This window comes from Sphingobium sp. S6, from assembly GCF_905120495.1.
Lineage (GTDB): Bacteria > Pseudomonadota > Alphaproteobacteria > Sphingomonadales > Sphingomonadaceae > Sphingobium > Sphingobium agri.
The window spans coordinates 837,928-859,122 of record NZ_CAJHOG010000001.1 but is presented as its reverse complement, the minus strand read 5'-3'; the positions used below and the strand labels follow the sequence as shown (position 1 = coordinate 859,122).

Sequence of the window (21,195 nt, the reverse complement as noted above, 5' to 3'; positions counted from 1 at the left end):
CTTCTCCTTCAGGCGGTGCGAACCGCTGGCATGGTTGCCGATGCGGGGGCGTAGCGATCGATCATCCAGGCGCAGAAATCAGCGAAAGCATCGGGCTCGTGAACCGCGCTGCTATGATGGGGCGCGATGCCCAGATGCTCGGGCGTGAAGCAGAAGGTCACCGTCACGTCGAAGTCCGCCAATGCCTCCATCTGCCGGTCGAACCAGTCGATTGCATTGGGCCGGAAGCTGTCGGCCCAGGACAGGCCAGTACGAAGGTGGCGGACGCCGAGACGCTTCATCCAGGCCACGGCATCATCCAGGCGCGGGTCTTCGAAATGAAACCATTGCATCAACCCCATGTCGCCAGCCACCTTGGCATAATCCTGCAGCGCAGGCTTGGGCGTGCCATCCGCCCGGATGAGTCCCATGTAGAAATGGCGGTAATAGCTCGACCCTTCGGCCTCGCGGTGCCGGGTGGTTGCCCCCCATTCCTGGGGCAAATCATAAAGGCTGTACCAGAAGATGCGGGGCACGCGGCCGACAAGCAGTTCCGCCGTGCGGTTGACGCCGAACACCTGCACTTCCTCAGCCCCAAAGGAGCCGACGCCGACCTCCGTCACCCAGATCGGCTTGTCTGGAACGACCGCTTCGATCTCCGCAATCTTGTCTGGCCAGTCATGGATCGGCCACAAATTCCAGTCGAGCGGGAAGCCATGGACTGCCACGACATCCACAGCATCCAGCGCGCCATGATCACGCATGCGGTTGACCCAGTGGGGATCGATCGGAGACATGCCGCCCAATACGCGAGTCACCGCCGGATTAACGTCTTGAATGGCTGATCCGGCCCGGACCACCATGTCTGCATAGCGGGACCAGTCGGGATCGATCTCCAGGTCCCAATGCGATTTGTTGTTGGGCTCGTTCCAGATCATCGCGGCTTCGATCATGCCTGCGTTCCCTCCTGCGGTGATTGTGCTGGATAGACCGCCGCGCTGCCCATCAGGTCCGCATAGGGGACGGGAGCAACGCGGCAGAGATAGACTTCCTCTTCGGGTTCGGCCTCGATGGTGAACCCGGCGGCACGCAACAGCGCTTGACTGCCTGCCTTGTTGGGCGCCCACCAGTTGGTCCAGTCATGCGCGAACTTGCGTTCGATAAAGTGCATGCGCGGAAAGGCGGGATTGTCGAAAAAGGTGGGAGGCCGGTTGGTGCCGGGAACGTGGAAGGGGTGGTCTTCCGGCACCAGCAGGACATCGGCCGACCCCTGTTGCATTGTCTGGAACAGCAGCAAGTCGCCCGCGACATGTTCGCGGATCAGATCCAGCGCGAGCAGCGGGTGCCGCAGGTGATAGAGCACTCCCATGAAGATGACGACATCGAACCGCCTACCAAGCTTTGCCACGTCATAGACCGAAAGATTGTGGAAGCTGATATCATCATAGCCTAGCGCGCCGGCTGCAAAGCGTGCCTGCGCCAGATACCGATCGTCTGAATCGATCCCTATGACCTCCGCCGCGCCACGGCGTTTCATTTCAATGGAATAGAAGCCAGCGTTGCAGCCAATGTCGAGGACCGACTTGCCAGTAAGGTCTTCAGGCAGGGCGTCTGCGAACCTGGCGAACTTGAACGCGGGATAATCGCCCAGGAAATGATCAGGCGCGGTCTCTATCCCGCCGATGTGCAGATTGTGAAACCAAGGACCCAGTTCTGCAATCCGACGACGAAGGTCGCCATCATCCTTGTGGTCAGCGGCGATCTTCACTGTCTTCATGCTGGCACCTCATTCAGGCGAGAGACGCGACCGCCGGACGGGCCGAGCAGCACCGTGCTGACCGACCCAGGCTGAACGTCGAATTTGAGGATGTTGTCGAAGCTTAAACCCAGAAAATGGGCGACCATGCCCCGGATGATGTCGCAATGGGTGACGCAAAGGAACGTGCCGCCGGGCTGAGCTTCGGCCAAGGAGTTCAGAAACGCGACCCCTCGATCGATCGCGGCCGCCATCGTTTCGCCACCGGGGGTGGCGGCGGTGGCTCTGCTGTCATTCCAGCGCTGCCAGAGGGGATCTGCACTCAGCTCGTCAAATGCCTTGCCGTTCCAAGCGCCGAAATCGAGCTCATCCAAATCCGGCGCGATCTGCACTTCCAATTTGGCCGCGCCTGCGATTATCGAAGCCGTTTCCACGGTGCGCGGGCGGGGGCTGGAGTAAACAGCGCTGACATGTTCTTGGGTCGCCCAGCGCGACAAAGCTTTCGCCTGACAGCCGCCTTCCTCATTCAAAGGAATGCTTCCCGCGCGTCCGCTCAGAACTCGTCCCAACTCATCATGCGCGCCATGGCGAATGAGGTGAAAACAAGTTTGATGTGTTTTCTGGGGTGTCGCAAGCATCAACATAGATGCTGCTAACAATATCGAAGTAAGGAAAGTTCCATATCCGATCCGAGTTTCGTAGGCAAGTAAAAGCTAGTGATAAACATAAATTATAATAGATAATATAAGTTAGTAATCAGGGATATTCTGTTGGCTCTATCGTCAATGTTGGGCGAAAATTCAGGGAACTAGCCGGTAGAAGAAGATGTTGCTGCTGCCATTACCTGTTGTTGCCCTACTGCAATGAGCCGCCTTTCCCGCGGCTGTTTCACCATCATGAGGGGATTGGCCGTGGAGAATATACTCGTCACTGGCGGAGCGGGCTTTATCGGCCGGGCGGTTTGCAAGGAGTTGCTGGCGCGCGGGAACAGAGTTTGCGTACTCGATAATCTAATCGAACAAGTCCACGGCGATGGTGAGCGGCCCGAGGATCTGGATAGCGAGGTAGAACTGATCCGCGGGGACGTGCGCAACGGCGATGTGGTCGAGCATGCCCTCAAAGGCGTGGACAGCGTTATCCATCTCGCCGCCGAGGTAGGCGTGGGACAGTCCATGTATGAGGTGGAACGTTACACATCCGTCAATGATGTGGGGACGGCTGTTCTCTTTGAACGGCTGATCGGCAACCCCGTCCGGCGCGTTGTTACCGCGTCCTCGATGAGCATCTATGGCGAGGGGCTCTATCGCGACGCGGATGGCCAGGTCGTTCAGGATGCAGAGCGCGGTGCCATTCGCGACAATCAAAAGATTTGGGAACCTCTTGACGAAGCCGGGCGCCCGCTCACGCCCATCGCCACGCCGGAATGGAAGCGGCCCAATCTCGCGTCCATCTATGCGCTCAACAAATATGTGCAGGAACGCACGACCCATATCATGACGGCGCCCTATGGGATGGAGGGCGTCTGCCTGCGACTGTTCAATGTCTACGGGCCGGGGCAGGCGCTTTCCAATCCCTACACTGGCGTGCTGGCGATCTTCGCATCCCGGCTGCTGAACGGTCAGAAGCCGATGATCTTCGAAGATGGCGAGCAACGCCGCGACTTCGTACATGTGAGTGACGTCGCCCGCGCATTCGCCGACGCGCTTGAACTGCCGCAAGCGGCCGGCGGCACATTCAATATCGGTTCTGGCCATGATCGATCTGTTACGGAAGTGGCGGAGAAGCTGGCGCAGGCGATGGGTCGTAACAGCATCGAGCCCGAGATCGTCGGCAAGGCGCGCACAGGCGACATACGTCATTGTTTCTGCGACACCAGCCTGGCGGAGGAGAAACTCGGCTTCCGGGCAAAGCAGGACTTTCAGGAAGGTCTTGCCGAACTGGCCGAATGGGTGGCGCAGCAGACCGCCGACGATCGTGTCGATCAGGCGCGCGCCGAACTCGAAGCAAGAGGGCTGGTCGCATGACGCGGCCCGATCGCAGACCCGTTCTTGTTACCGGTGGCGCTGGCTTCATCGGCAGCAACATCGCTGACCGGCTGGCTGGGGAAGGCGAGGAGGTCATCGTCTACGACAGCCTTGCCCGTCCAGGGGTCGAGCGGAACCTCAGATGGTTGGAACAGCGCCATGGGGCCAGCATCGTCCCCATCATCGCTGATGTCCGGAATGGGGGGCAGGTGGAGGAGGCTGTAGCCAAGGCCAAGGCTGTGTTCCACATGGCGGCGCAGGTCGCCGTCACCACCAGCTTTTCCGACCCGCGCGCAGACCTTGAGGTCAATATGCTCGGCACGTTCAACGTGCTGGAGGCCGCACGGCGCTGCGTTTCTCCGCCGCCGGTGATCTTCGCATCGACGAACAAGGTCTATGGTGGTCTTGAGGATGTAGAGTTCCGGCTTGAGGGCGGCGCCTATCATCCGGCCGAAAGCACCTTGCGCGAGCATGGCATAGACGAAAGCCGCCCGCTCGACTTCCACACCCCCTATGGCTGCTCAAAAGGGGCGGCGGATCAATATGTGCTCGACTATGGGCGCAGCTTCGGCGTGCCCACGGCCGTGCTGCGTATGAGCTGCATCTATGGTCAGCGGCAGATGGGGACCGAGGACCAGGGCTGGGTCGCTCACTTCCTGATCAGCGCGATCGAAGGGCGGCGCATCATCCTCTATGGTGATGGCTGTCAGGTTCGCGACATTCTCGACGTGCGGGACGCGGTCGGGGCCTATCTTTCGGTATGGCGCGACATCGACAGGCTCAGCGGCCAGGCCTTCAACCTGGGAGGCGGGCCGGACAATGCCGTCAGCCTGCACCAGATTTTGAAGTTCATTGGCGACTATGTCGGCCGCCAGCCACTTATCGACATGGCGGACTGGCGGGCGGGCGATCAGCGCTATTTCGTGGCGGATACGCGCAAGCTTCAAAAGGCGGTGGATCTCAAACCCCGAACGCCATGGCAAAAGGGCGTCGCCGACCTGGCGGAATGGCTGCTTGCTGAACGGCCGGAGGGTAAGGCCGTCGCGGCCCCCGAGATGGCGGCGAGGGCGCTTTGATGGCGATGCGTCATCTATTGCTCACATGCGATGCCGTCGGCGGCGTCTGGCAATATTCCACCGACCTTGCCCGCGCCCTCGAACCGCTTGGCTACCAGGTCACGCTTGCGGTCATGGGACCGTCTCCCAATGAAGCAGCCCGCGACAGTATCGCCGGGTCGGCCAATATCAGCTTGGTCGATAGCGGACTTGAGCTTGACTGGCTCGCGGCCGATCCCGCGCCGGTGATCGACGCCGAGCGGCGGCTGGCCGAGATGGCGGGCGATCTCGGCGCCGACCTTGTTCAACTTCACACTCCCGCCCTCGTCAGCATGGGGCGCTATCCCTGCCCTGTCATCGCGGTCCAGCATAGCTGCGTCGCGACCTGGTGGGCGGCGGTCCACGGCGGAGACATGCCCGAGGACTTCGTCTGGCGGACAGAGATGGTGGCGCGCGGCCTTCAGCATGCCGCGGTTGCGATCGCCCCCAGCACAGCCTTCGCAGAGGCGGTTCGGCGGGTCTATGGCGTCATGCCCTTTACAGTGCATAATGGCCGGGCTCTGCCAGTCCCGGCGCGAAAACCAATGCGCGATTATGTCTTCACGGCCGGGCGTCTATGGGATGACGGCAAGAATGTCCGCGTGCTGGATGAGGCTGCTGCCCGGATCAGCGCTCCCTTTCTCGCCGCAGGTCCGGTCATCGCACCACATGGCGGTGCGCTTGCCATAGAATCGCTTCAGGCGATCGGCACGCTCGATGAGTTTGGGCTCGCCGAGAGGCTAAGCGAGCGGCCAGTCTTCGCTTCGTCAGCGCTTTACGAGCCGTTCGGGCTTGCCGTCCTCGAAGCGGCATCAGCCGGGTGCGCCCTCATATTATCAGATATCCCGACATTCCGTGAGTTGTGGGAAGGCGCTGCCACCTTCGTCGATGCGCACGATGCCAAAGGCTATGCCCGCGCGATCGAGCATATGCTGAGCAGCCGCGCTGCCCGCCTGGACGCCGGGCAGAGGGCACAGGAACGCGCCCACCGCTACATCCCCGCTGCCATGGCGGGAGCGATGGCTCACCACTATGCCATGGCCGAACAAAGGGTCGCCGCATGAAGATCCGCTACTTCACCCACTCGCTGCTATCATGCTGGAACCATGGCAACGCGCATTTCCTTCGCGGCGTGCTGCGCGAACTGGCCGCTCTGGGGCATGATGTGCTGGCGCTGGAGCCGCAAGGCAATTGGAGCCTCTCCAACCTTATTTCGGATCATGGCGAAGCAGGCCTCTCCGCCTTCCATGCCGCCTACCCTGAACTCAAAACCTTCAGCTATGGGCCCGATAGTGAACCGGAAGCGCTAATTGATGGTGCCGAGGTCGTCATCGTGCATGAGTGGAATGATCCCACGCTGGTAGCCACTCTTGGCAGCCTCCGTGCAAGAGGCGCAACATGCACGCTCCTCTTCCACGACACGCACCACCGTGCCGTCTCAGATCCCCAGGCAATCCGCGCTTTCAACCTGTCGGCCTATGACGGGGTGCTGGCGTTCGGTGAGACCTTGTCCGAGGTTTATCGCCGTTGGGGCTGGGGCGACCGCGTCTGGACCTGGCACGAAGCAGCAGACCTCAAGCATTTTCGTCCGCCTCAGGTGGAGAAGGATCGCCAAGGCGTCGTTTGGATTGGAAACTGGGGCGATGGCGAGCGAACAGCCGAATTGGAAGATTTCCTTTTTCGCCCCGCGTCACAGGCTCACTTGCCCCTCGACATCTACGGGGTACGCTATCCTGACGAGGCCCTCGCCACACTGAAGCGCTATGGCGTAGATTATCATGGCTGGGCAGCCAATGCTCGCGCGCCCGCCATCTTCGCGCAGCATCTCGCCACGGTTCATGTGCCGCGCCGCTACTACACGCAGCTGCTGCCCGGCATCCCGACCATACGCGTGTTTGAAGCGCTGGCCTGCGGCATTCCGCTGCTGTCGGCGCCATGGGAGGATAGCGAGCATCTCTTCCGTCCTGGGCAGGACTTCCTATTCGCTAGCGATGGGAAGGAAATGGCGGATCGTCTTCGCGCAGTTGCATCCGATCCGGACCTGCGCGCGTCGCTGATCCGCAGCGGACTGGAAACGATACGCAGCCGCCATAGCTGTGCGCATCGCGCAGAGCAGCTTCTGGGGATCATCGCGTCGCTCGATGCCTCCGCCACACCGATCTCGCTTGCAAGGAATGTCGCATGAGAATTGCCTTCTACGGTTCCAGCCTGCTTTCCTCCTACTGGAATGGGGCGGCGACCTATTATCGCGGCATCCTGAGCGAACTGGCTGGGCGCGGCCATGACGTCACATTCTTTGAGCCCGACGCCTTCGATCGCCAGCAGCATCGCGACATCGATCCGCCTGAATGGGCGTGCGTGGTGGTCTATCCTGCAACGACCGAAGCGCTGAACGAGGTGATGGATCAGGCGGCGAACGCTGATGTCGTGGTGAAGGCGAGCGGCGTTGGCGTATTCGATGACGAGCTATTGCAGGGCGTGATGGAGCGCGCTCGCCCTGACGCGCTGCGCATCTTCTGGGACGTGGATGCGGCGGCTACCCTGGATGAAATGCGGGCCGCGCCCGATCATGCTGTCCGGCGGGCGCTGCCGGGGCTGGACCTCGTGCTGACCTATGGCGGCGGCGATCCGGTGGTGAGCGCTTATCGGGAAATGGGCGCGCGCGACTGCATTCCCGTTTACAACGCCCTCGATCCGCAGAGCCACTTCCCGGTCGAACCGGACCCGCGCTTCGCCTGCGACCTGGCGTTTCTAGGCAATCGCCTGCCGGACCGTGAAGCCCGGGTCGAGGAATTCTTCCTCAAGCCCGCTACGTTGCTTTCAGAACGCAGCTTTCTCATCGGTGGCAATGGATGGGAAAGCAAGGCGATGCCCTCCAATGTTCGCCATCGCGGCCATGTGTACACGGCGGAACATAATGCCTTCAACTGTACGCCGCTCGCGGTGCTCAACGTCGCGCGCGACAGCATGGCGCATATCGGTTTCTCTCCTGCCACCCGCGTATTCGAAGCAGCGGGAGCAGGAGCCTGCCTCATCACCGACGCTTGGGAAGGCATTGAGCTGTTCCTGAAGCCTGATGAGGAAGTGCTGGTCGCCCGTGACGGGCAGGATGTCGCCGACCACCTCGCTACGCTCACCCCCGAACGCGCGCGGAAGATCGGTCGTGCCGCCCTGGCCCGCGTCCGCGCCGAACACAGCTATGCCCTGCGTGGAGAGCAGGTGGATGCCATTCTGCGTGAACGGCGCGCCGCCAAGACACCGCAACAGGAGATGGAAAGAGCATGAAACTCGTCGTCCTCGGCCTCAGCCTCTCATCCTCCTGGGGCAATGGCCATGCCACCACCTTCCGAGCCCTGCTGTCGGCTTTTGCCAAGCGGGGGCATGACATTCTGTTCCTTGAGCGTGATGTCCCCTGGTATGCCAGCCAGCGAGACCTAGTGGATCCAGATTATTGCCGTCTGGCGTTCTACGATGATCTTCCCTCGCTCGATCACTGGCGCGGGGAAATCGAAAGTGCCGACGCGGTCATGGTCGGTTCTTATGTGCCGGAAGGTATCGCGGTCGGCCAATATGTGCAGCGCCATGCCCGCGGCACCACGCTTTTCTACGACATCGACACGCCGATCACCTTGGCCAATGTGCGTGCGGGAAAATGTGATTATCTGTCGCCGGACCTCATCTCTGGATATGACATTTATTGCTCTTTCACTGGCGGCCCGACGCTTGATCTGCTGGAGCGTGAATATGGCTCGCCCATGGCGAGGGCACTTTATTGTTCGGTCGATCCGGCCGCCTACCGGCCGATAGATGTGCCGAACCGCTGGGAACTGTCCTATCTCGGCACTTATAGTCCAGATCGCCAGCCCACCTTGGAACGGTTGCTGATCGAACCCGCGCGGCTGATGCCTGATCGGCGCTTCGTCGTGGCCGGTCCGCAATATCCGGCGGACATCGATTGGCCAGCCAATGTGGAGCGGATCGAGCATCTGCCCCCGCAAGACCATGCCGAATTCTATTCGGCCTCACGCTTCACCCTCAACGTGACGCGCGCCGACATGATTGAGGCGGGATGGTCACCCTCCGTCCGGCTGTTCGAGGCGGGGGCTTGCGGGACCACGATCATCTCGGACGTTTGGCCAGGCCTTGGCGACCTGCTGACACCAAACAAGGAGATATTGTTCGCCTGGAATGCCGAGCAGGTGATCGTCGCGCTGGATGAGGAGCGCGCGGCTGTCGGCGAAGCGGGGCGCGCCCGCATCCTCGCCGAACATACCGCCGACCATCGAGCGCAGCAGCTCGAAACCTACCTCCACGAAGCTTCGGCGATGCAGGCGCAGCATAAGGTCGCACTCGCAGGATGACGTCCCGGCAAAGGGAGAAGGATAACAACGGATGATAAGCATGAAGAAAAATGTGTCGCTGGTCGCAGGCGGAGCTGGCTTTATCGGTTCCCATCTTTGCCGCGCTCTTCTGGAGCAGGGGCATGACGTCATCTGCCTCGACAATCTCCAGACTGCGCGCGAAGTGAATGTTGAAATGCTGGAGGGCCATCGCGCCTTCAGCTTCATCCGTGCCGACATCGTCGATCCGTTGCCCGATGCCGTGACACGCCGCCGGGATATCACGCGCATCTACAATCTCGCCTGCGCAGCGTCGCCTCCGCAATATCAGGCAGACCCTGAACATACGATGCTGACCAGCGTCGTGGGCACGGATCGGCTGCTGAGGCTCGCGGAACAGAATGGCGCCCGTTTCCTCCTCACCTCCACCAGTGAGGTTTATGGCGATCCGGAAGCACATCCCCAGCGTGAGGATTATCGTGGCTGGGTGAACTGCACCGGCCCCCGTGCATGCTATGACGAGGGCAAGCGAGCCGCCGAAGCCATTGCCTTCGACTTCGCCCGCCTGGGCCGCGCTGACGTCAGGGTCGCGCGCATCTTCAATACCTATGGCCCCAACATGCATCCGGACGATGGACGGGTCATCTCCAACTTCGTCTGCCAGGCGTTGTCGGGGAAAGACATCACCATCTACGGCGACGGATCGCAGACGCGCAGCTTCTGCTATGTGTCTGACATGGTCGATGGGCTCATGCGTCTGATGGAATCGGACGTGGCCGACCTCCAACCCATCAACTTGGGCAATCCGGAAGAATATAGCATGATGGAGGTGCTGGAACTGGTCAGGGCGCAGACCGGCACCAGGTCACGTGTCGTCCGCAAGCCCTTGCCCATCGACGATCCCCGGCGCCGCCGCCCCGATATCAAGCGCGCGCGGACACTGTTGGACTGGGAACCCCGCGTCTCGTTGGCCGAGGGGCTCGCGATTACCTGCGCCTTCTTCGAGAAGGAGCTGTTTTCGCAGATGCCCGACTACGCCTTTGATGGCGCCATCGCGGGAGCGGCCTCGACAGCCAGCGCCGGTCTCGCAGCGGAGTAGTGGAGGCGGTCCACCAATTCAGGTGATCTCCGTAACTCTCGGATTTTGCGAGTTTCCGTTGCTAACTATTTGAAGATAGAGGGAAGGTGGTGGACGCACTAGGGCTCGAACCTAGGACCCGCTGATTAAGAGTCAGCTGCTCTACCAACTGAGCTATGCGTCCACACTCGCTTTCGGATTGCTCCGTTCGGAGCCTCGCCTTGGCGTGGCCGGGCGGTTAGCATTATCCTTCGGCTTTGCAAACAGTAAATCGCGGCGCTGCAAAAAATTTTGCGCCAGTGCCGGTTTCAGCCCCAATTTCCCGGCTTGCGTCCACTGCGGCGGGTCGAACGCTCGATGGCCATTATGATGCCGATGCACAGCATGACGGTCAGCATGGACGAGCCACCATAGGACATGAAGGGTAGGGGGATACCGACGACCGGGGCTAATCCCATGACCATCATGAGGTTGATCGCCACATAAAAGAAGATGGTCGTCGTCAGCCCCGACGCGACCAGCCGCGCGTATTTATCTTGTGTACGCAGCGATACGCCGATCCCCCAGCGGAACAGCAACAGGAAGGCGCCGATCAGAAATACCCCCCCAACCAGTCCCCATTCCTCAGCCATGGTGGCGAAAACGAAGTCGGTATGTCCTTCGGGAAGATAGTCGAGGTGGCTCTGGGTGCCCTTGAGGAATCCTTTGCCCCAGATACCGCCGGAGCCGATTGCGATCTTCGATTGGCTGATATGGTATCCGGCCCCCAGCGGATCGCTTTCCGGGTCCATAAAGATCAGGACCCGTTTCTGCTGATAATCATGCAGGAAGCTGAAGGCGATGGGGATAATGGCTGCGATCGCCAGTCCCGACCCGACGAACAACCGCAGCGGCAATCCGGCAAGGAACATTACAGTTACGCCACCCGCAGCAATCATCGTCGCCGTGCCAAGGTCCGGCTGCACCAGCACCAGCGCCCATGGTACACCGATCAGGACCAGCGCGGGCCATATGGCCGTCCACCGTCGAATCTCTCCCACCGGCAGCAAGGCGTAGAAGCGGGCCACCGCCAGTACGATGATCGGCTTCATGAATTCCGATGGCTGCAATTGCATGAAGCCGAGGTTGATCCACCTCTGACTACCGCCCGCGACGCCGCCGATCAGTTCCACAAGCACCAGCGATATGAGAACGGCCCCATAGGCAGGGAAAGCGAACCGCGCGAAAAGTTCTAGCGGCACCCGGCTGATGACGAACGCCATTCCCGTAAAGATGACGAACCTGACGGCCTGGTTGATGGCCCAGGGCGTGATGCTGCCGCTGGCGGCGCTATAAAGTACGAGCGTTCCAAAGCCCGCGATCGCGAGCAGAATGCCCAATACCCTCCAGGGAAATTCAGCGAGCGGCTGGGGAATGATGCTCATCGATCTGCTTCCCTGTTCGGATCTCGCTGAGGCGGACGGTTATCCGCAGTCTCAGACACATTGGCCGACGCAGCGGCGTTGGCGCTATTCTCCGCCTCTGAAGGATCGGCTGGCTTGGGAACGACTTCCCCCTTTTTGATCGCCTTGGCGAGACGGTAGGCCGCCATTTGACGTTCCATCCGCTCAGCGGGAGGACCGCCCCAGCCTTTCTCCAATTCTTCCAACCTGGCCATCGCCTTTGCTGGATCGAACAAATATGTCAGCACATCCTTCGCCACCGGGGCGGCAGCGCGGGAGCCCCCCATGCCATGTTCAATCACGACGGATGCCGCATAACGGGGATTGCTCGTGGGCGCGAAGCAGACGAACAGGCCATGGTCGCGATATTTCCATGCGCCGCTCTGCCCGCGCTGGCTGCCCGCGATTTTTCGCACCTGCGCCGTGCCGGTCTTTCCGCCCATCTGTATCCCGGGCAGGTCCAGGCGGCTACGTCCTGCAGTGCCGTCACCGTTCACCACTTCCCACATGCCTCCCCGCACAGCGTCGAAATGTTCCTTGGGAAAAGGCATGAACGGCGCCTCGGGATAGCGGCCTTTCACCAGACGGGGCTGAATGTTGCGGCCTGACGCGATCCGCCCCGCCATGACGGCGAGCTGTAATGGATTTACGACGACGTAGCCCTGGCCGATGGATGCGTTGAGCGTGTCCGATGCGGTCCATTTCTGGTCATAGCGCCGCATCTTCCACGCGGTGTCGGGCATGGTGCCGTAACTTTGCGAACTGACAGGGAGGTCGAACTTTTCACCGAACCCCATGGCATGGCCCATCCGCGCTATGACGTCGATGCCCACGCGGTTGCCCATGGTGTAGAAATAGGTGTTGCAGCTTTTGGCGAGAGCACGGTGCATGTCGACCGAACCATGACGGCCGAGGCATCGGAAGAAGCGGTTCCCCAGCCGATACCCACCGGGACAATGCACGCGCTCCTTCGGGTCAATCCCGGCGCTTTGCAACGCCATCGCAACCATCGGCTTGAAGGTCGATCCCGGCGGATAAAGGGCGTTCAGTGACTTGTTGATCAGCGGATGGCGCTCGTCGCTCGACAACATGTCCCATTCATCATGGCTGATGCCGTCGGAAAAGTTGTTTGGATCATAGGAGGGCATCGACGCCATGCAGAGGATTTCTCCTGTCAGGCAATCGAGCACGATGCAGGAACCGGATTCAGCACCGAGCCTGCGCCCTGCATAATCCTGAAGCCCTGCGTCGATGGTCAGCTTCACTGCATTTCCGGGCGCGTCCGGCCGCGTCGTCAGTTCGCGCACGATCTTGCCGCGCGCCGTCACCTCGACGCGCTTGGCCCCGGGCTTCCCCGTCAGTTCAAGGTCGAACCATTTCTCCAGCCCCTCTTTGCCTACCTTGAAGCCGGGGGTAATCAGTAGGGGGTCCTTCCGCTTCTCATAGTCTTTCGCCGAGGCGGCGCCGACATAGCCCAGCAAATGCCCGACCGTTGATCCCGTGGGATAGTATCGTGAAAACCCCTGGCTAGGGGCGACGCCGGGAAGGTCGGGCAAGCGAACGCTGACAGCCGCGAACTGATCATAGGTCAGCTTTTCAGCAACCTGGACCGGCCGGAAACCGGGCGCCTTGTCCAGTTCCGTCCTGATCCGCTCTACCTCGTCCGGAGCCAGTGCCAGAAGATGAGCCAGGCTGCGCAACGTCCCTTCGGGATCAGTGACACGCTCGGGGATCAGGTCGACGCGGAAGTCCGTGCGGTTGTTAGCCAGCGCACGCCCGTTCCTGTCCAATATCCATCCGCGACGTGGAGGAATGAGCGTCAGGTTGACGCGGTTGCTTTCCGAAAGAAGATTATATTTCTCATTTTCGGCAACGCTGATCCACGCCATCCGGCCGATCAGCATCGCGCCGATCCCGGCCTGCAATCCGCCGACCACCATTGCCCGGCGGGTGAAGGTGAAGGACAGCGATGCTTCGGTAACGGTCTTCCGCTTGAGCCTGGGCAGCTTCATGCCATCACGCGCCAGCGATCGATCCGCGCGCATTGCCGCACGACGAAGGGAAAAAGCAAGATTGTCCAGAGCATTTGCGGCGCGACCAGTTCCAGCTTGATGTCTCCTCCGCCGGTTATCCGCGCAAGGAATAGCCCACCGGCGATGCAGAAGATAATCGCGGCAGCAGCGATTAACCAGTCCTGCCGGTAGCTGCGCCACACCATGCGATGTTCCACCGCATCGATGCCGATCAGCATCACGGTCCACAGGAACATTGCCGAACCAATGGGTTGCCCGCTCATCATGTCGTCGAACAGACCAAGGGGCACACCGATCCAGGCGCGCCAAAGCTCCGGCCGCAGCAAGCGCCAGGACAGCAGCAACAACAAGCCAAAGGGCGGCATGACAGGGGCTTGGGCGACAATCGGCAGGATCGTGACGGATGATCCCAGCATGACCGTGATGACCGGCGTCCCGGCCAGGCGAAAACGGGAAGGATGGCGGCCGAGCCGGGGCACATGCTGAAGATGCGGGTCGATCATGGAACGCTGGCGTTGGCTGCCGTCTCTGGCTGCGCGCTGTCGGGCGAAGCAGGTTCGTTGCGCGTAACTGCTTCCTCAAATGAGCGTTCGACCACCACCGCATCGACTTTCGACGGGTTGGCCAGTGGCACTCCATAGGCGATCTCGCCCGCGATCCGAACGACCACAGCCACCGGTATATTGGGCTGATAGATGCCGCCGACGCCGGATGTGACGAGAATGTCACCGGCGTTGAAAGGATTGCGGCCAGCAGCAAGTGATCGGATTTCGACAGTCCCGTCGCCTAGTCCCGTCGAGATGGCCGGAACACTGTCGGTCGCGCGGCGAACCGGCACGATGTTGCTGCTGTCGGTCAGTAGCAGGACTTCGGCGGTGTTGGGGGTGACACTGTGAATGCGGCCGACAAGGCCTTCCGAAGCACGGACCGGCATGCCGGTCCGGACGCCCTGCCAGCGGCCCGCATTCAATCGCGCAAAACGGCGGGCGCTGGACGAAGAGGAGGAAATGAGCCGAGCCGTCAGCAGATCGCTATGATCCTCGTCGACCAGCTTCAACAGCCGCTTGAGGCGCTGATTTTCCTGCGCGACCGCCTTCGCCTCGATGATGCGGTTACGGTCAGCCTCCACTTGGCGGCGAAGCGAGATATTCTGCGACCCTGCGCGCCAATATGCGGTCAGCACATCGTCCAGCGAACTTGCGCCACTGACCATGTTGCGCAGGCCAAGCGACGCAGGGCGCGAAAGTTCCGCGGTAGCCGCACGGATCGCGGCGAACCCGGTGGGATCGAATATCGCCACAGCGACCAGCAGCAAGCCGACAGCCGCACCCGTTATCGCCACAACATAGCTGGCAAACAGGCTGTACTGCGCCTTGCGGTTATGGCCGGGACGTCGGCTGGATGGCCGCGCCATGCAGTGGTCCCCCTGACCTTAAGCGGTCTGCAGCACGCCTCGGAAGATCGGATCCTCCATCGCGCGGCCAGTACCGATGGCGACGCATGTCAGCGGATCCTCGGCGATCGTGACGGGCAGCCCGGTCTCGTCGCGTAGTTCATCGTCCAGCCCCTTCAGCAGGGCGCCGCCGCCGGTCAGCACGATGCCCTGGTCGACAATGTCCGCCGCCAGCTCCGGCGCGGTATTTTCCAGGGCGATCCGGACACCTTCGACGATGGTGCTGATGGGTTCCGCCAACGCATCGGCAATCTGCCCCTGATTGATCGAGATTTCCTTGGGCACGCCGTTCACCAGGTCACGGCCCTTGATATGGATGGTTTCCCCCACGCCGTCTTCGGGAGGCTGGGCCACGCCGAACTGCTTCTTGATGCGCTCGGCGGTCGCTTCACCGATGAGGAGGTTATGGTGGCGCCGCACGAAAGAAACGATCGCTTCGTCCATCTTGTCACCGCCGACGCGAACCGAGGTGGTGTAAGCGAGCCCACGCAGCGAGAGCACCGCGACTTCAGTGGTGCCGCCCCCGATGTCCACGACCATCGAACCGATCGGCTCGGTCACGGGCATGTCGGCGCCGATCGCCGCTGCCATCGGTTCTTCGATCAGGAACACCTGAGAAGCACCCGCATTGCTGGCCGCGTCGCGAATCGCGCGGCGTTCGACACTGGTGGAGCCCGACGGAACGCAGATCACGATCTCGGGAAAGCGCCACGGACGCGACTTGCCGCCATGCACCTTCGTGATGAAGTGCTTGATCATCTGCTCGGCGACATCGATGTCCGCGATAACGCCGTCGCGCAGCGGTCGGATCGCCTCGATCGAATCGGGCGTCTTGCCCATCATCAGCTTGGCGTCGTCGCCCACGGCCTTGACCCGTTTCACGCCGTTCAGCGTCTCCACCGCCACGACCGATGGCTCATTCAACACGATCCCGCGGCCCCGCACATAGACGACGGTATTCGCCGTGCCGAGATCGATAGCCATATCCTGGGAGGAGAGTTTGAAAAGTCGCGAAAAGATCGACATGCTTGTTCCTGTTCAGCCCGCCCGTCCCGGCGACGCGAACCGGGGCGTTCGGAGGTCCCTGCCACGTTCCGCCGTCCCTGTCATCATTCCCTGTGATGAGGCAAAATTTTCGGGGGCAACGGCTCGCGGAAAGCGCTCGCTTGGGCTAGTCACTAATCAATGTCAATACGCCGCCTGCCCGAACATCTGGTCAACCGTATCGCTGCCGGTGAAGTGGTCGAAAGACCCGCCAGCGCGCTCAAGGAAGTCATTGAAAACGCGCTGGATGCTAAATCAACCCGGATTTCCATCAGGTTGAGCGGCGGCGGGCTGGACCGGATCGAAGTGAGCGACGACGGCTGCGGCATGGCCGCGCACGAAATCGCGCTGGCGCTGGAGCGGCATGCGACGTCGAAGCTGCCTGACGATGCGATCGAGAATGTGTCCACCCTGGGCTTCCGTGGTGAAGCGCTCCCATCCATCGCCAGCGTTGCGCGCTTGTCGATCGACAGCAGACCCAAAGGGCAGGATGGCTGGAACCGCACGGTCGACAATGGCGTGCTGCTGTCCGAAGGCCCTGCTGCCTTGCCGCCGGGCACGCGGATCACCGTGGAACAGCTGTTCGCAAGGGTGCCCGCTCGCCGCAAATTCCTGCGTTCTGCCAAGGCGGAATATGCAGCCTGCCTCGATGTCGTGCGAAGGCTCGCAATGGCGCACCCTTCGGTCGCTTTCACGCTGGAGCATGACGGCCGCCGGGCGATCGCCGTTCAGGGGGGAGAGGCGCGGGAGGATCGCGTCGCTGCTCTCACCGACCGGGCGCTCGCGGAAAACCATGTCATCGTCTCGCTGGAACGCGAAGGCGTGCGCCTGTCGGGCGTGGCGTCGCTACCGACCTATAATCGCGGCGTCGGCGATCATCAGTTCCTGTTCGTCAACGGCCGCCCTGTTCGCGACCGATTGCTGATCGGTGCGGTGCGTGGCGCTTATGCCGACATGCTCGCGCGGGACAGGCACCCGGTGGTGGCCCTGTTCCTGGACGTTCCGCCGCTGGAGGTGGACGTCAACGTCCACCCGGCGAAGACGGAAGTGCGTTTTCGGGACCCTGCGATGATCCGGGGCATGATCGTGTCCGGCGTCCGTCGCGCGCTCGACGCAGAGGGCTTCCGATCCGTGCAGCAGGCCGATCCGGCGAGCCTTTCCGCCTGGAAAACCGAGCCGGTTACGCCCACGCCGATCAGCGCGCTTCCCATCTTCGAAGCTGGCTCGCTAAACTATGCGCCGCCAGCCGCCACATTCGCTGATCGTCGCCCCTCCTTCACCGCGCCCCCGCCACTGGCGCGCGCCGAGCCCGCCGCCGCACCCGCGCCGGAAGGGACCAGCTTCCCGCTCGGCGTCGCGCGCGGACAGGTGGCGCGCACCTATATCGTCGCGGAGGCGGAGGATGGGCTGGTGATCGTCGATCAGCATGCCGCCCACGAGCGCCTGACGCTCGAACGCATGCGCCGCGCCATGGAAGGGCAGGGCGTCGCCGCGCAGGCGCTGCTGCTGCCCGAAGTGGTCGAACTGGATGAGCCCGCTTGCGATCGCCTGGAAACGCGCATCGATGAGTTGCGCGACTTCGGCCTTGAGCTGGAGCGGTTCGGCCCCTCCGCCATGCTTGTGCGCGCGGTGCCCGCGATGCTCGGCCAAGGGGACGTGCAGGGGATCGTCACCGACCTCGCTGACGATCTCGCTGCTTACGACGAAACGCTATCCCTGAAGGAGCGGCTCGATCTGGTCGCGGCAACGATGGCGTGCCACGGCTCGGTCCGCGCGGGCCGGGTGCTGAGCGTGGCGGAAATGAACGCGCTCCTGCGCGAGATGGAGATCACGCCACGCAGCGGTCAGTGCAATCACGGTCGTCCGACCTGGGTGAAGCTCGGCCATGGAGACATAGAAAAGCTGTTCGGAAGGAAATGACGATGCGCCTGATCGCTTGCCTCGCTGCCCTGAGCCTTTCCGCGCCCGCACTTGCCGCCGACCCATGCCTTGACGCTCCGCTGCCCCCTGAACCCTGGACCAGTTGGAACCAGAGCGGAACGGAGTCCGCCGCGGGCGAAGCGGCTTCTGCGCCACGGCTCATCCTGGGTAAGCCCCTTGTGGCGACGCTGCGCCCTTCGCCTCAAGTTCAATATGCCGTCAAACCTCACCATCAGGCGCCTAAAAGCTATGGCGGCCTCTTCAGCCTGGCCGTCAAAACGCCGGCACGGATAGGGATAGGCCTGTCGGGTCCCGCCTGGGTCGATATCGTCTTCAGGAATAGCCCTATCGCGTCCACCGCGCACAGTCATGGCCCGGGATGTTCGGGCATCCGGAAGATCGTCTGGTTCGACCTGACGCCAGGCGTGCATCTCATTCAACTGTCGGGTGCGGCATCCAGCCAAGTCCGCATCATGGCTGCGGACGCGCGCGCCAATCAGCCGCTGCCGCCAGTCCAGGACCGATAAAGATTTTCCGCGTCAGTTCGGACGGGTGCGGAACATCGTGATCGGCATCATCGTCAATACCGGCTCATCCCGCTGGTTCAGCACAGTGACCCTGCTCTTGACGATGCCCATCTCCGGTCTGCTCCGGGACGCCTTCTTTTCTACGACCTCGGATGTGCCCCTCAGCGTATCGCCAGGCCTCACCGGCCGCAGCCATCGCAGTTCATCGATGCCCATGGCGCCCAGGCTCGCATCCTGATGCCCGGCGGCCTGCATCTTCGCGACGAACATCTTCATGAACAGCGCAGTTGTGTGCCAGCCGCTCGCCGACAGGCTCCCGAAATGCGTCCCTGCGGCCGCTTCATCCGACAGGTGGAAAGGCTGGGCATCGAATTCTGCGGCAAAGGCCATGATTTCGTCGCGGCTGACACTTACCGGACCGAAATCCAGCCTGTCGCCGATTTCCAAATCCTCGAAATAGACACTCTTGCTCACCGGCCGGCACCCTCTTGTTGCAGATGGTCTAAGTCCGCCTTACGCTTACGTCAATGTTGGGACGGTGCAATCCATTGACGCAACGTCCGCCACGCCTCTGCCTTCTTGTCTCTGGAAAGCATGGCATAGGCGCCGCTGCTGGATGGCAAATCGATCATCGTCAACTCCGTGGCAGTACCGATCTGACGTCGGCCCTGCACTGACGCTGTCTTGCCGTTGAACGCGATCGCCCGCAGCGCAGGCAGCCGCGCGATAAAGGCCCTCAAATCCCGAAACTCCGCACCCCGGATAGCGCTGTCGAGACTGCCTTCGCGGTCCGCACTCTCGATCACGTCCCACAAGCCGACGCCCCGCGTGCGCAATCGCTTCAGCCGCATGGCATAGGGCAGTGCGCGCAGATCATCACCCAGCACATCGCTCATCAGCGACCAGAAAGCGTTCCCGCGATGAGCATAATATTCACCCTGCCTGATAGAGGCATCGCCCGGCAGGCTGCCAAGGATCAGCAGTGTCGTGCGTTCGTCCGCGCTGGGCGGAAAGGCGGCCTTGCGCTGGGCCGGGGTCTGGCCGGTTTTCAAGGCACTTCCGGCCCACGCCCCAAAGCCTCACCCATCCGCCGGATCGCCGCGACTTTCTCCTGCAACGGTGACCAATCATCCCGTTCGGCGATCGCGCTCCAGATGGACTCGACTTCGTCTATATGCATCGAACAGGGCGCGGCATCGCTCCAATAAGCATGCTCTTTCCTGCCGCTTGGTTCTATCCCGGCAACAGCTTCGCGGAACTGTGCCCAAACCTCGCCCGAATAGTCCGTTCCCTCGCGCGGTTCGCCGCCTCGCCAATCATGAAAGAAACGATCGATCTGTGTCGTGCTCGCGGCCATTCCCTTGACGGCTGCCTCGATCATTGCGTTCACATCTCCCGAGGGGACGACGCCTAGCCGCCAGCAAAAGCGCCGCGTCATTGCCCCTCCGAACAATTCGGGAAACCGCTCCAGTTGCTCGATCAGCGGTTCGGCTTCGACCAAGGATCTCAGCGAAACAGCCAATTGCGCCACATCCCAGTGAATCGCTTCAGCCTGCCGTCCGAAGGCATAAAGCCCGGCATGGTCGAAATAGGCGGCTGTGAAACCCGGCTCCCAACAAGGTGTAAACCGCCATGGGCCATAATCGAAGCTTTCGCCAGTCACATTGATGTTGTCGCTGTTCAGCACGCCATGCACGAAACCCGCGACCATATAGCTCGCCGCCAGGTCAGCCGTCCGCTCGACGACGCGGCCCAGCAACTGCGCGGGCGCATTATTTCCCGGCTCTTCATTGTAGAGGTTGCGCAGCACATAATCGGTGAGCCGCTCCAGCAGAGGCTTGTCATCGAAATAGGCGGCGCGCTGGAAGGACCCGATGCGGATATGGGAATGGCTCAATCGCACCATGACCGCAGAGCGGGTGGGGGAGGGCTCGTCATGCCGCTCCAGCGCCTCGCCCGTCTCGATCAATGAAAAGGTTTTCGACGTGTTGACGCCCAGCGCCTCCAGCATCTCGGTCGCCAATATCTCGCGCACCCCGCCTTTCAGCGTCAACCGCCCATCGCCGAAGCGGCTGTAGGGCGTCTGGCCCGACCCTTTCGTCCCAAGGTCCAGCAACCGTCCGGCTTCGTCGCGCAACTGCGCGAACAGGAATCCCCGGCCATCGCCAATGTCAGGATTATAGACCCGGAACTGATGGCCATGATAACGCAATGCGAGCGGCTGCGGCAGGCTACCTGACAATGGTTCGAATCGGCCGAAGTGACGAAGCCACTCCTCATCGCTCAGCCGGTCCAGCCCCACGCTCGCTGCGGCCCTATCGTTCCGATATCGCAATATTGTCTGCGGGAAGTTCGCCGCTGCGACTTCATCGGCGAAGTCGGGCTGCAACGCGAAGATTTCCTTTGCCGGATTGTATCTGCTGGCTTGCGAGGATTTGTCCATGCGGCGATATGGGGGGACAAGGCGGGCAGTTACAACCGCTTCGCTGTAATTTGAGGACGTAT

20 protein-coding genes and 1 tRNA gene are annotated in these 21,195 nt (G+C 61.7%); 9 read left to right on the top strand and 12 right to left on the bottom strand.

The genetic code is table 11. The features are described from left to right. Positions 1 to 8: 8 nt before the first annotated feature. Genes SPHS8_RS04380 through SPHS8_RS04370 form a run of 3 tightly spaced genes read right to left on the bottom strand, consistent with a single transcriptional unit; the run spans position 9 to position 2,373 of the window. A complete protein-coding gene (locus tag SPHS8_RS04380; protein WP_201514287.1) occupies positions 9 to 932 on the bottom strand; it encodes a glycosyl hydrolase in 924 nt (307 codons plus the stop codon). Beyond that, on the bottom strand, positions 929 to 1,756 hold the full coding sequence (locus SPHS8_RS04375; protein WP_201514284.1) for a TIGR04290 family methyltransferase: 828 nt from the start codon (positions 1,754 to 1,756) through the stop codon (positions 929 to 931). The genes SPHS8_RS04380 and SPHS8_RS04375 overlap by 4 nt, the downstream gene beginning before the upstream one ends. Further along, complete coding sequence (locus SPHS8_RS04370) at positions 1,753 to 2,373, bottom strand: histidine phosphatase family protein (RefSeq protein WP_236575008.1); 621 nt, start codon at positions 2,371 to 2,373, stop codon at positions 1,753 to 1,755. Before SPHS8_RS04370 ends, SPHS8_RS04375 begins: the two co-directional genes overlap by 4 nt. Positions 2,374 to 2,646: 273 nt before the next feature. On the opposite strand from SPHS8_RS04370, the gene SPHS8_RS04365 reads away from it, so the two are divergent. From SPHS8_RS04365 to SPHS8_RS04335, 7 genes are read left to right on the top strand one after another with little or no spacing between them, the layout of a single operon-like run. Continuing rightward, positions 2,647 to 3,759: an SDR family NAD(P)-dependent oxidoreductase gene (locus tag SPHS8_RS04365; protein ID WP_201514863.1), complete on the top strand. Its 1,113-nt coding sequence runs from the start codon at positions 2,647 to 2,649 to the stop codon at positions 3,757 to 3,759. Continuing rightward, a complete protein-coding gene (locus SPHS8_RS04360) occupies positions 3,756 to 4,835 on the top strand; it encodes an SDR family NAD(P)-dependent oxidoreductase (protein WP_201514281.1) in 1,080 nt (359 codons plus the stop codon). Before SPHS8_RS04365 ends, SPHS8_RS04360 begins: the two co-directional genes overlap by 4 nt. Further along, positions 4,835 to 5,917, top strand: coding sequence for a glycosyltransferase family 4 protein (locus SPHS8_RS04355; RefSeq protein WP_236574956.1), 1,083 nt, complete (start codon positions 4,835 to 4,837; stop codon positions 5,915 to 5,917). Before SPHS8_RS04360 ends, SPHS8_RS04355 begins: the two co-directional genes overlap by 1 nt. Then, positions 5,914 to 7,038, top strand: a complete 1,125-nt coding sequence (locus tag SPHS8_RS04350; protein ID WP_201514277.1) for a CgeB family protein — start codon at positions 5,914 to 5,916, stop codon at positions 7,036 to 7,038. The genes SPHS8_RS04355 and SPHS8_RS04350 overlap by 4 nt, the downstream gene beginning before the upstream one ends. Then, the gene (locus SPHS8_RS04345; RefSeq protein WP_201514276.1) at positions 7,035 to 8,138 is read left to right on the top strand and encodes a CgeB family protein; all 1,104 of its coding nucleotides are present in this window, start codon (positions 7,035 to 7,037) and stop codon (positions 8,136 to 8,138) included. Before SPHS8_RS04350 ends, SPHS8_RS04345 begins: the two co-directional genes overlap by 4 nt. Continuing rightward, positions 8,135 to 9,214, top strand: coding sequence for a CgeB family protein (locus SPHS8_RS04340; RefSeq protein ID WP_201514275.1), 1,080 nt, complete (start codon positions 8,135 to 8,137; stop codon positions 9,212 to 9,214). The genes SPHS8_RS04345 and SPHS8_RS04340 overlap by 4 nt, the downstream gene beginning before the upstream one ends. 31 nt (positions 9,215 to 9,245) lie before the next feature. After that, on the top strand, positions 9,246 to 10,292 hold the full coding sequence (locus tag SPHS8_RS04335; RefSeq protein WP_201514274.1) for a UDP-glucuronic acid decarboxylase family protein: 1,047 nt from the start codon (positions 9,246 to 9,248) through the stop codon (positions 10,290 to 10,292). Positions 10,293 to 10,379: 87 nt separating this feature from the next. Here the strand turns inward: SPHS8_RS04335 and SPHS8_RS04330 are convergent. The 6 genes from SPHS8_RS04330 to SPHS8_RS04305 all read right to left on the bottom strand — a co-directional run bounded on the left by SPHS8_RS04330 (position 10,380) and on the right by SPHS8_RS04305 (position 16,225). Further along, positions 10,380 to 10,455: transfer RNA gene (locus SPHS8_RS04330), tRNA-Lys, on the bottom strand. Positions 10,456 to 10,579: 124 nt separating this feature from the next. Next, on the bottom strand, positions 10,580 to 11,695 hold the full coding sequence (gene rodA, locus SPHS8_RS04325; protein WP_201514271.1) for a rod shape-determining protein RodA: 1,116 nt from the start codon (positions 11,693 to 11,695) through the stop codon (positions 10,580 to 10,582). Further along, positions 11,692 to 13,725 (bottom strand): penicillin-binding protein 2, encoded by a 2,034-nt coding sequence (gene mrdA, locus SPHS8_RS04320; protein ID WP_201514270.1) that lies wholly within the window; start codon positions 13,723 to 13,725, stop codon positions 11,692 to 11,694. The genes rodA and mrdA overlap by 4 nt, the downstream gene beginning before the upstream one ends. Further along, on the bottom strand, positions 13,722 to 14,249 hold the full coding sequence (mreD, locus tag SPHS8_RS04315) for a rod shape-determining protein MreD (RefSeq protein WP_201514268.1): 528 nt from the start codon (positions 14,247 to 14,249) through the stop codon (positions 13,722 to 13,724). The genes mrdA and mreD overlap by 4 nt, the downstream gene beginning before the upstream one ends. Then, on the bottom strand, positions 14,246 to 15,160 hold the full coding sequence (mreC, locus tag SPHS8_RS04310) for a rod shape-determining protein MreC (RefSeq protein WP_201514267.1): 915 nt from the start codon (positions 15,158 to 15,160) through the stop codon (positions 14,246 to 14,248). The genes mreD and mreC overlap by 4 nt, the downstream gene beginning before the upstream one ends. Positions 15,161 to 15,178: 18 nt before the next feature. Then, positions 15,179 to 16,225: a rod shape-determining protein gene (locus SPHS8_RS04305; RefSeq protein WP_007685698.1), complete on the bottom strand. Its 1,047-nt coding sequence runs from the start codon at positions 16,223 to 16,225 to the stop codon at positions 15,179 to 15,181. Between the two features lie 159 nt (positions 16,226 to 16,384). Here SPHS8_RS04305 and mutL point away from each other — a divergent pair, with 159 nt between their 5' ends. Both mutL and SPHS8_RS04295 read left to right on the top strand, forming a co-directional pair. Continuing rightward, a complete protein-coding gene (mutL, locus tag SPHS8_RS04300; RefSeq protein ID WP_201514265.1) occupies positions 16,385 to 18,163 on the top strand; it encodes a DNA mismatch repair endonuclease MutL in 1,779 nt (592 codons plus the stop codon). 2 nt (positions 18,164 to 18,165) lie between these two features. Beyond that, positions 18,166 to 18,690, top strand: a complete 525-nt coding sequence (locus SPHS8_RS04295) for a hypothetical protein (protein WP_201514262.1) — start codon at positions 18,166 to 18,168, stop codon at positions 18,688 to 18,690. 12 nt (positions 18,691 to 18,702) lie between these two features. Here SPHS8_RS04295 and SPHS8_RS04290 read toward each other — a convergent pair whose 3' ends face one another. Genes SPHS8_RS04290 through SPHS8_RS04280 form a run of 3 tightly spaced genes read right to left on the bottom strand, consistent with a single transcriptional unit; the run spans position 18,703 to position 21,133 of the window. Next, entirely contained in the window at positions 18,703 to 19,164 is a 462-nt protein-coding gene (locus SPHS8_RS04290) for a MaoC family dehydratase (RefSeq protein WP_201514261.1), read from the bottom strand. A gap of 50 nt (positions 19,165 to 19,214) precedes the next feature. Continuing rightward, on the bottom strand, positions 19,215 to 19,742 hold the full coding sequence (locus SPHS8_RS04285; RefSeq protein WP_201514259.1) for a DNA-deoxyinosine glycosylase: 528 nt from the start codon (positions 19,740 to 19,742) through the stop codon (positions 19,215 to 19,217). Continuing rightward, on the bottom strand, positions 19,739 to 21,133 hold the full coding sequence (locus SPHS8_RS04280; RefSeq protein ID WP_201514861.1) for a protein adenylyltransferase SelO: 1,395 nt from the start codon (positions 21,131 to 21,133) through the stop codon (positions 19,739 to 19,741). Before SPHS8_RS04280 ends, SPHS8_RS04285 begins: the two co-directional genes overlap by 4 nt. Positions 21,134 to 21,195: the final 62 nt, after the last annotated feature.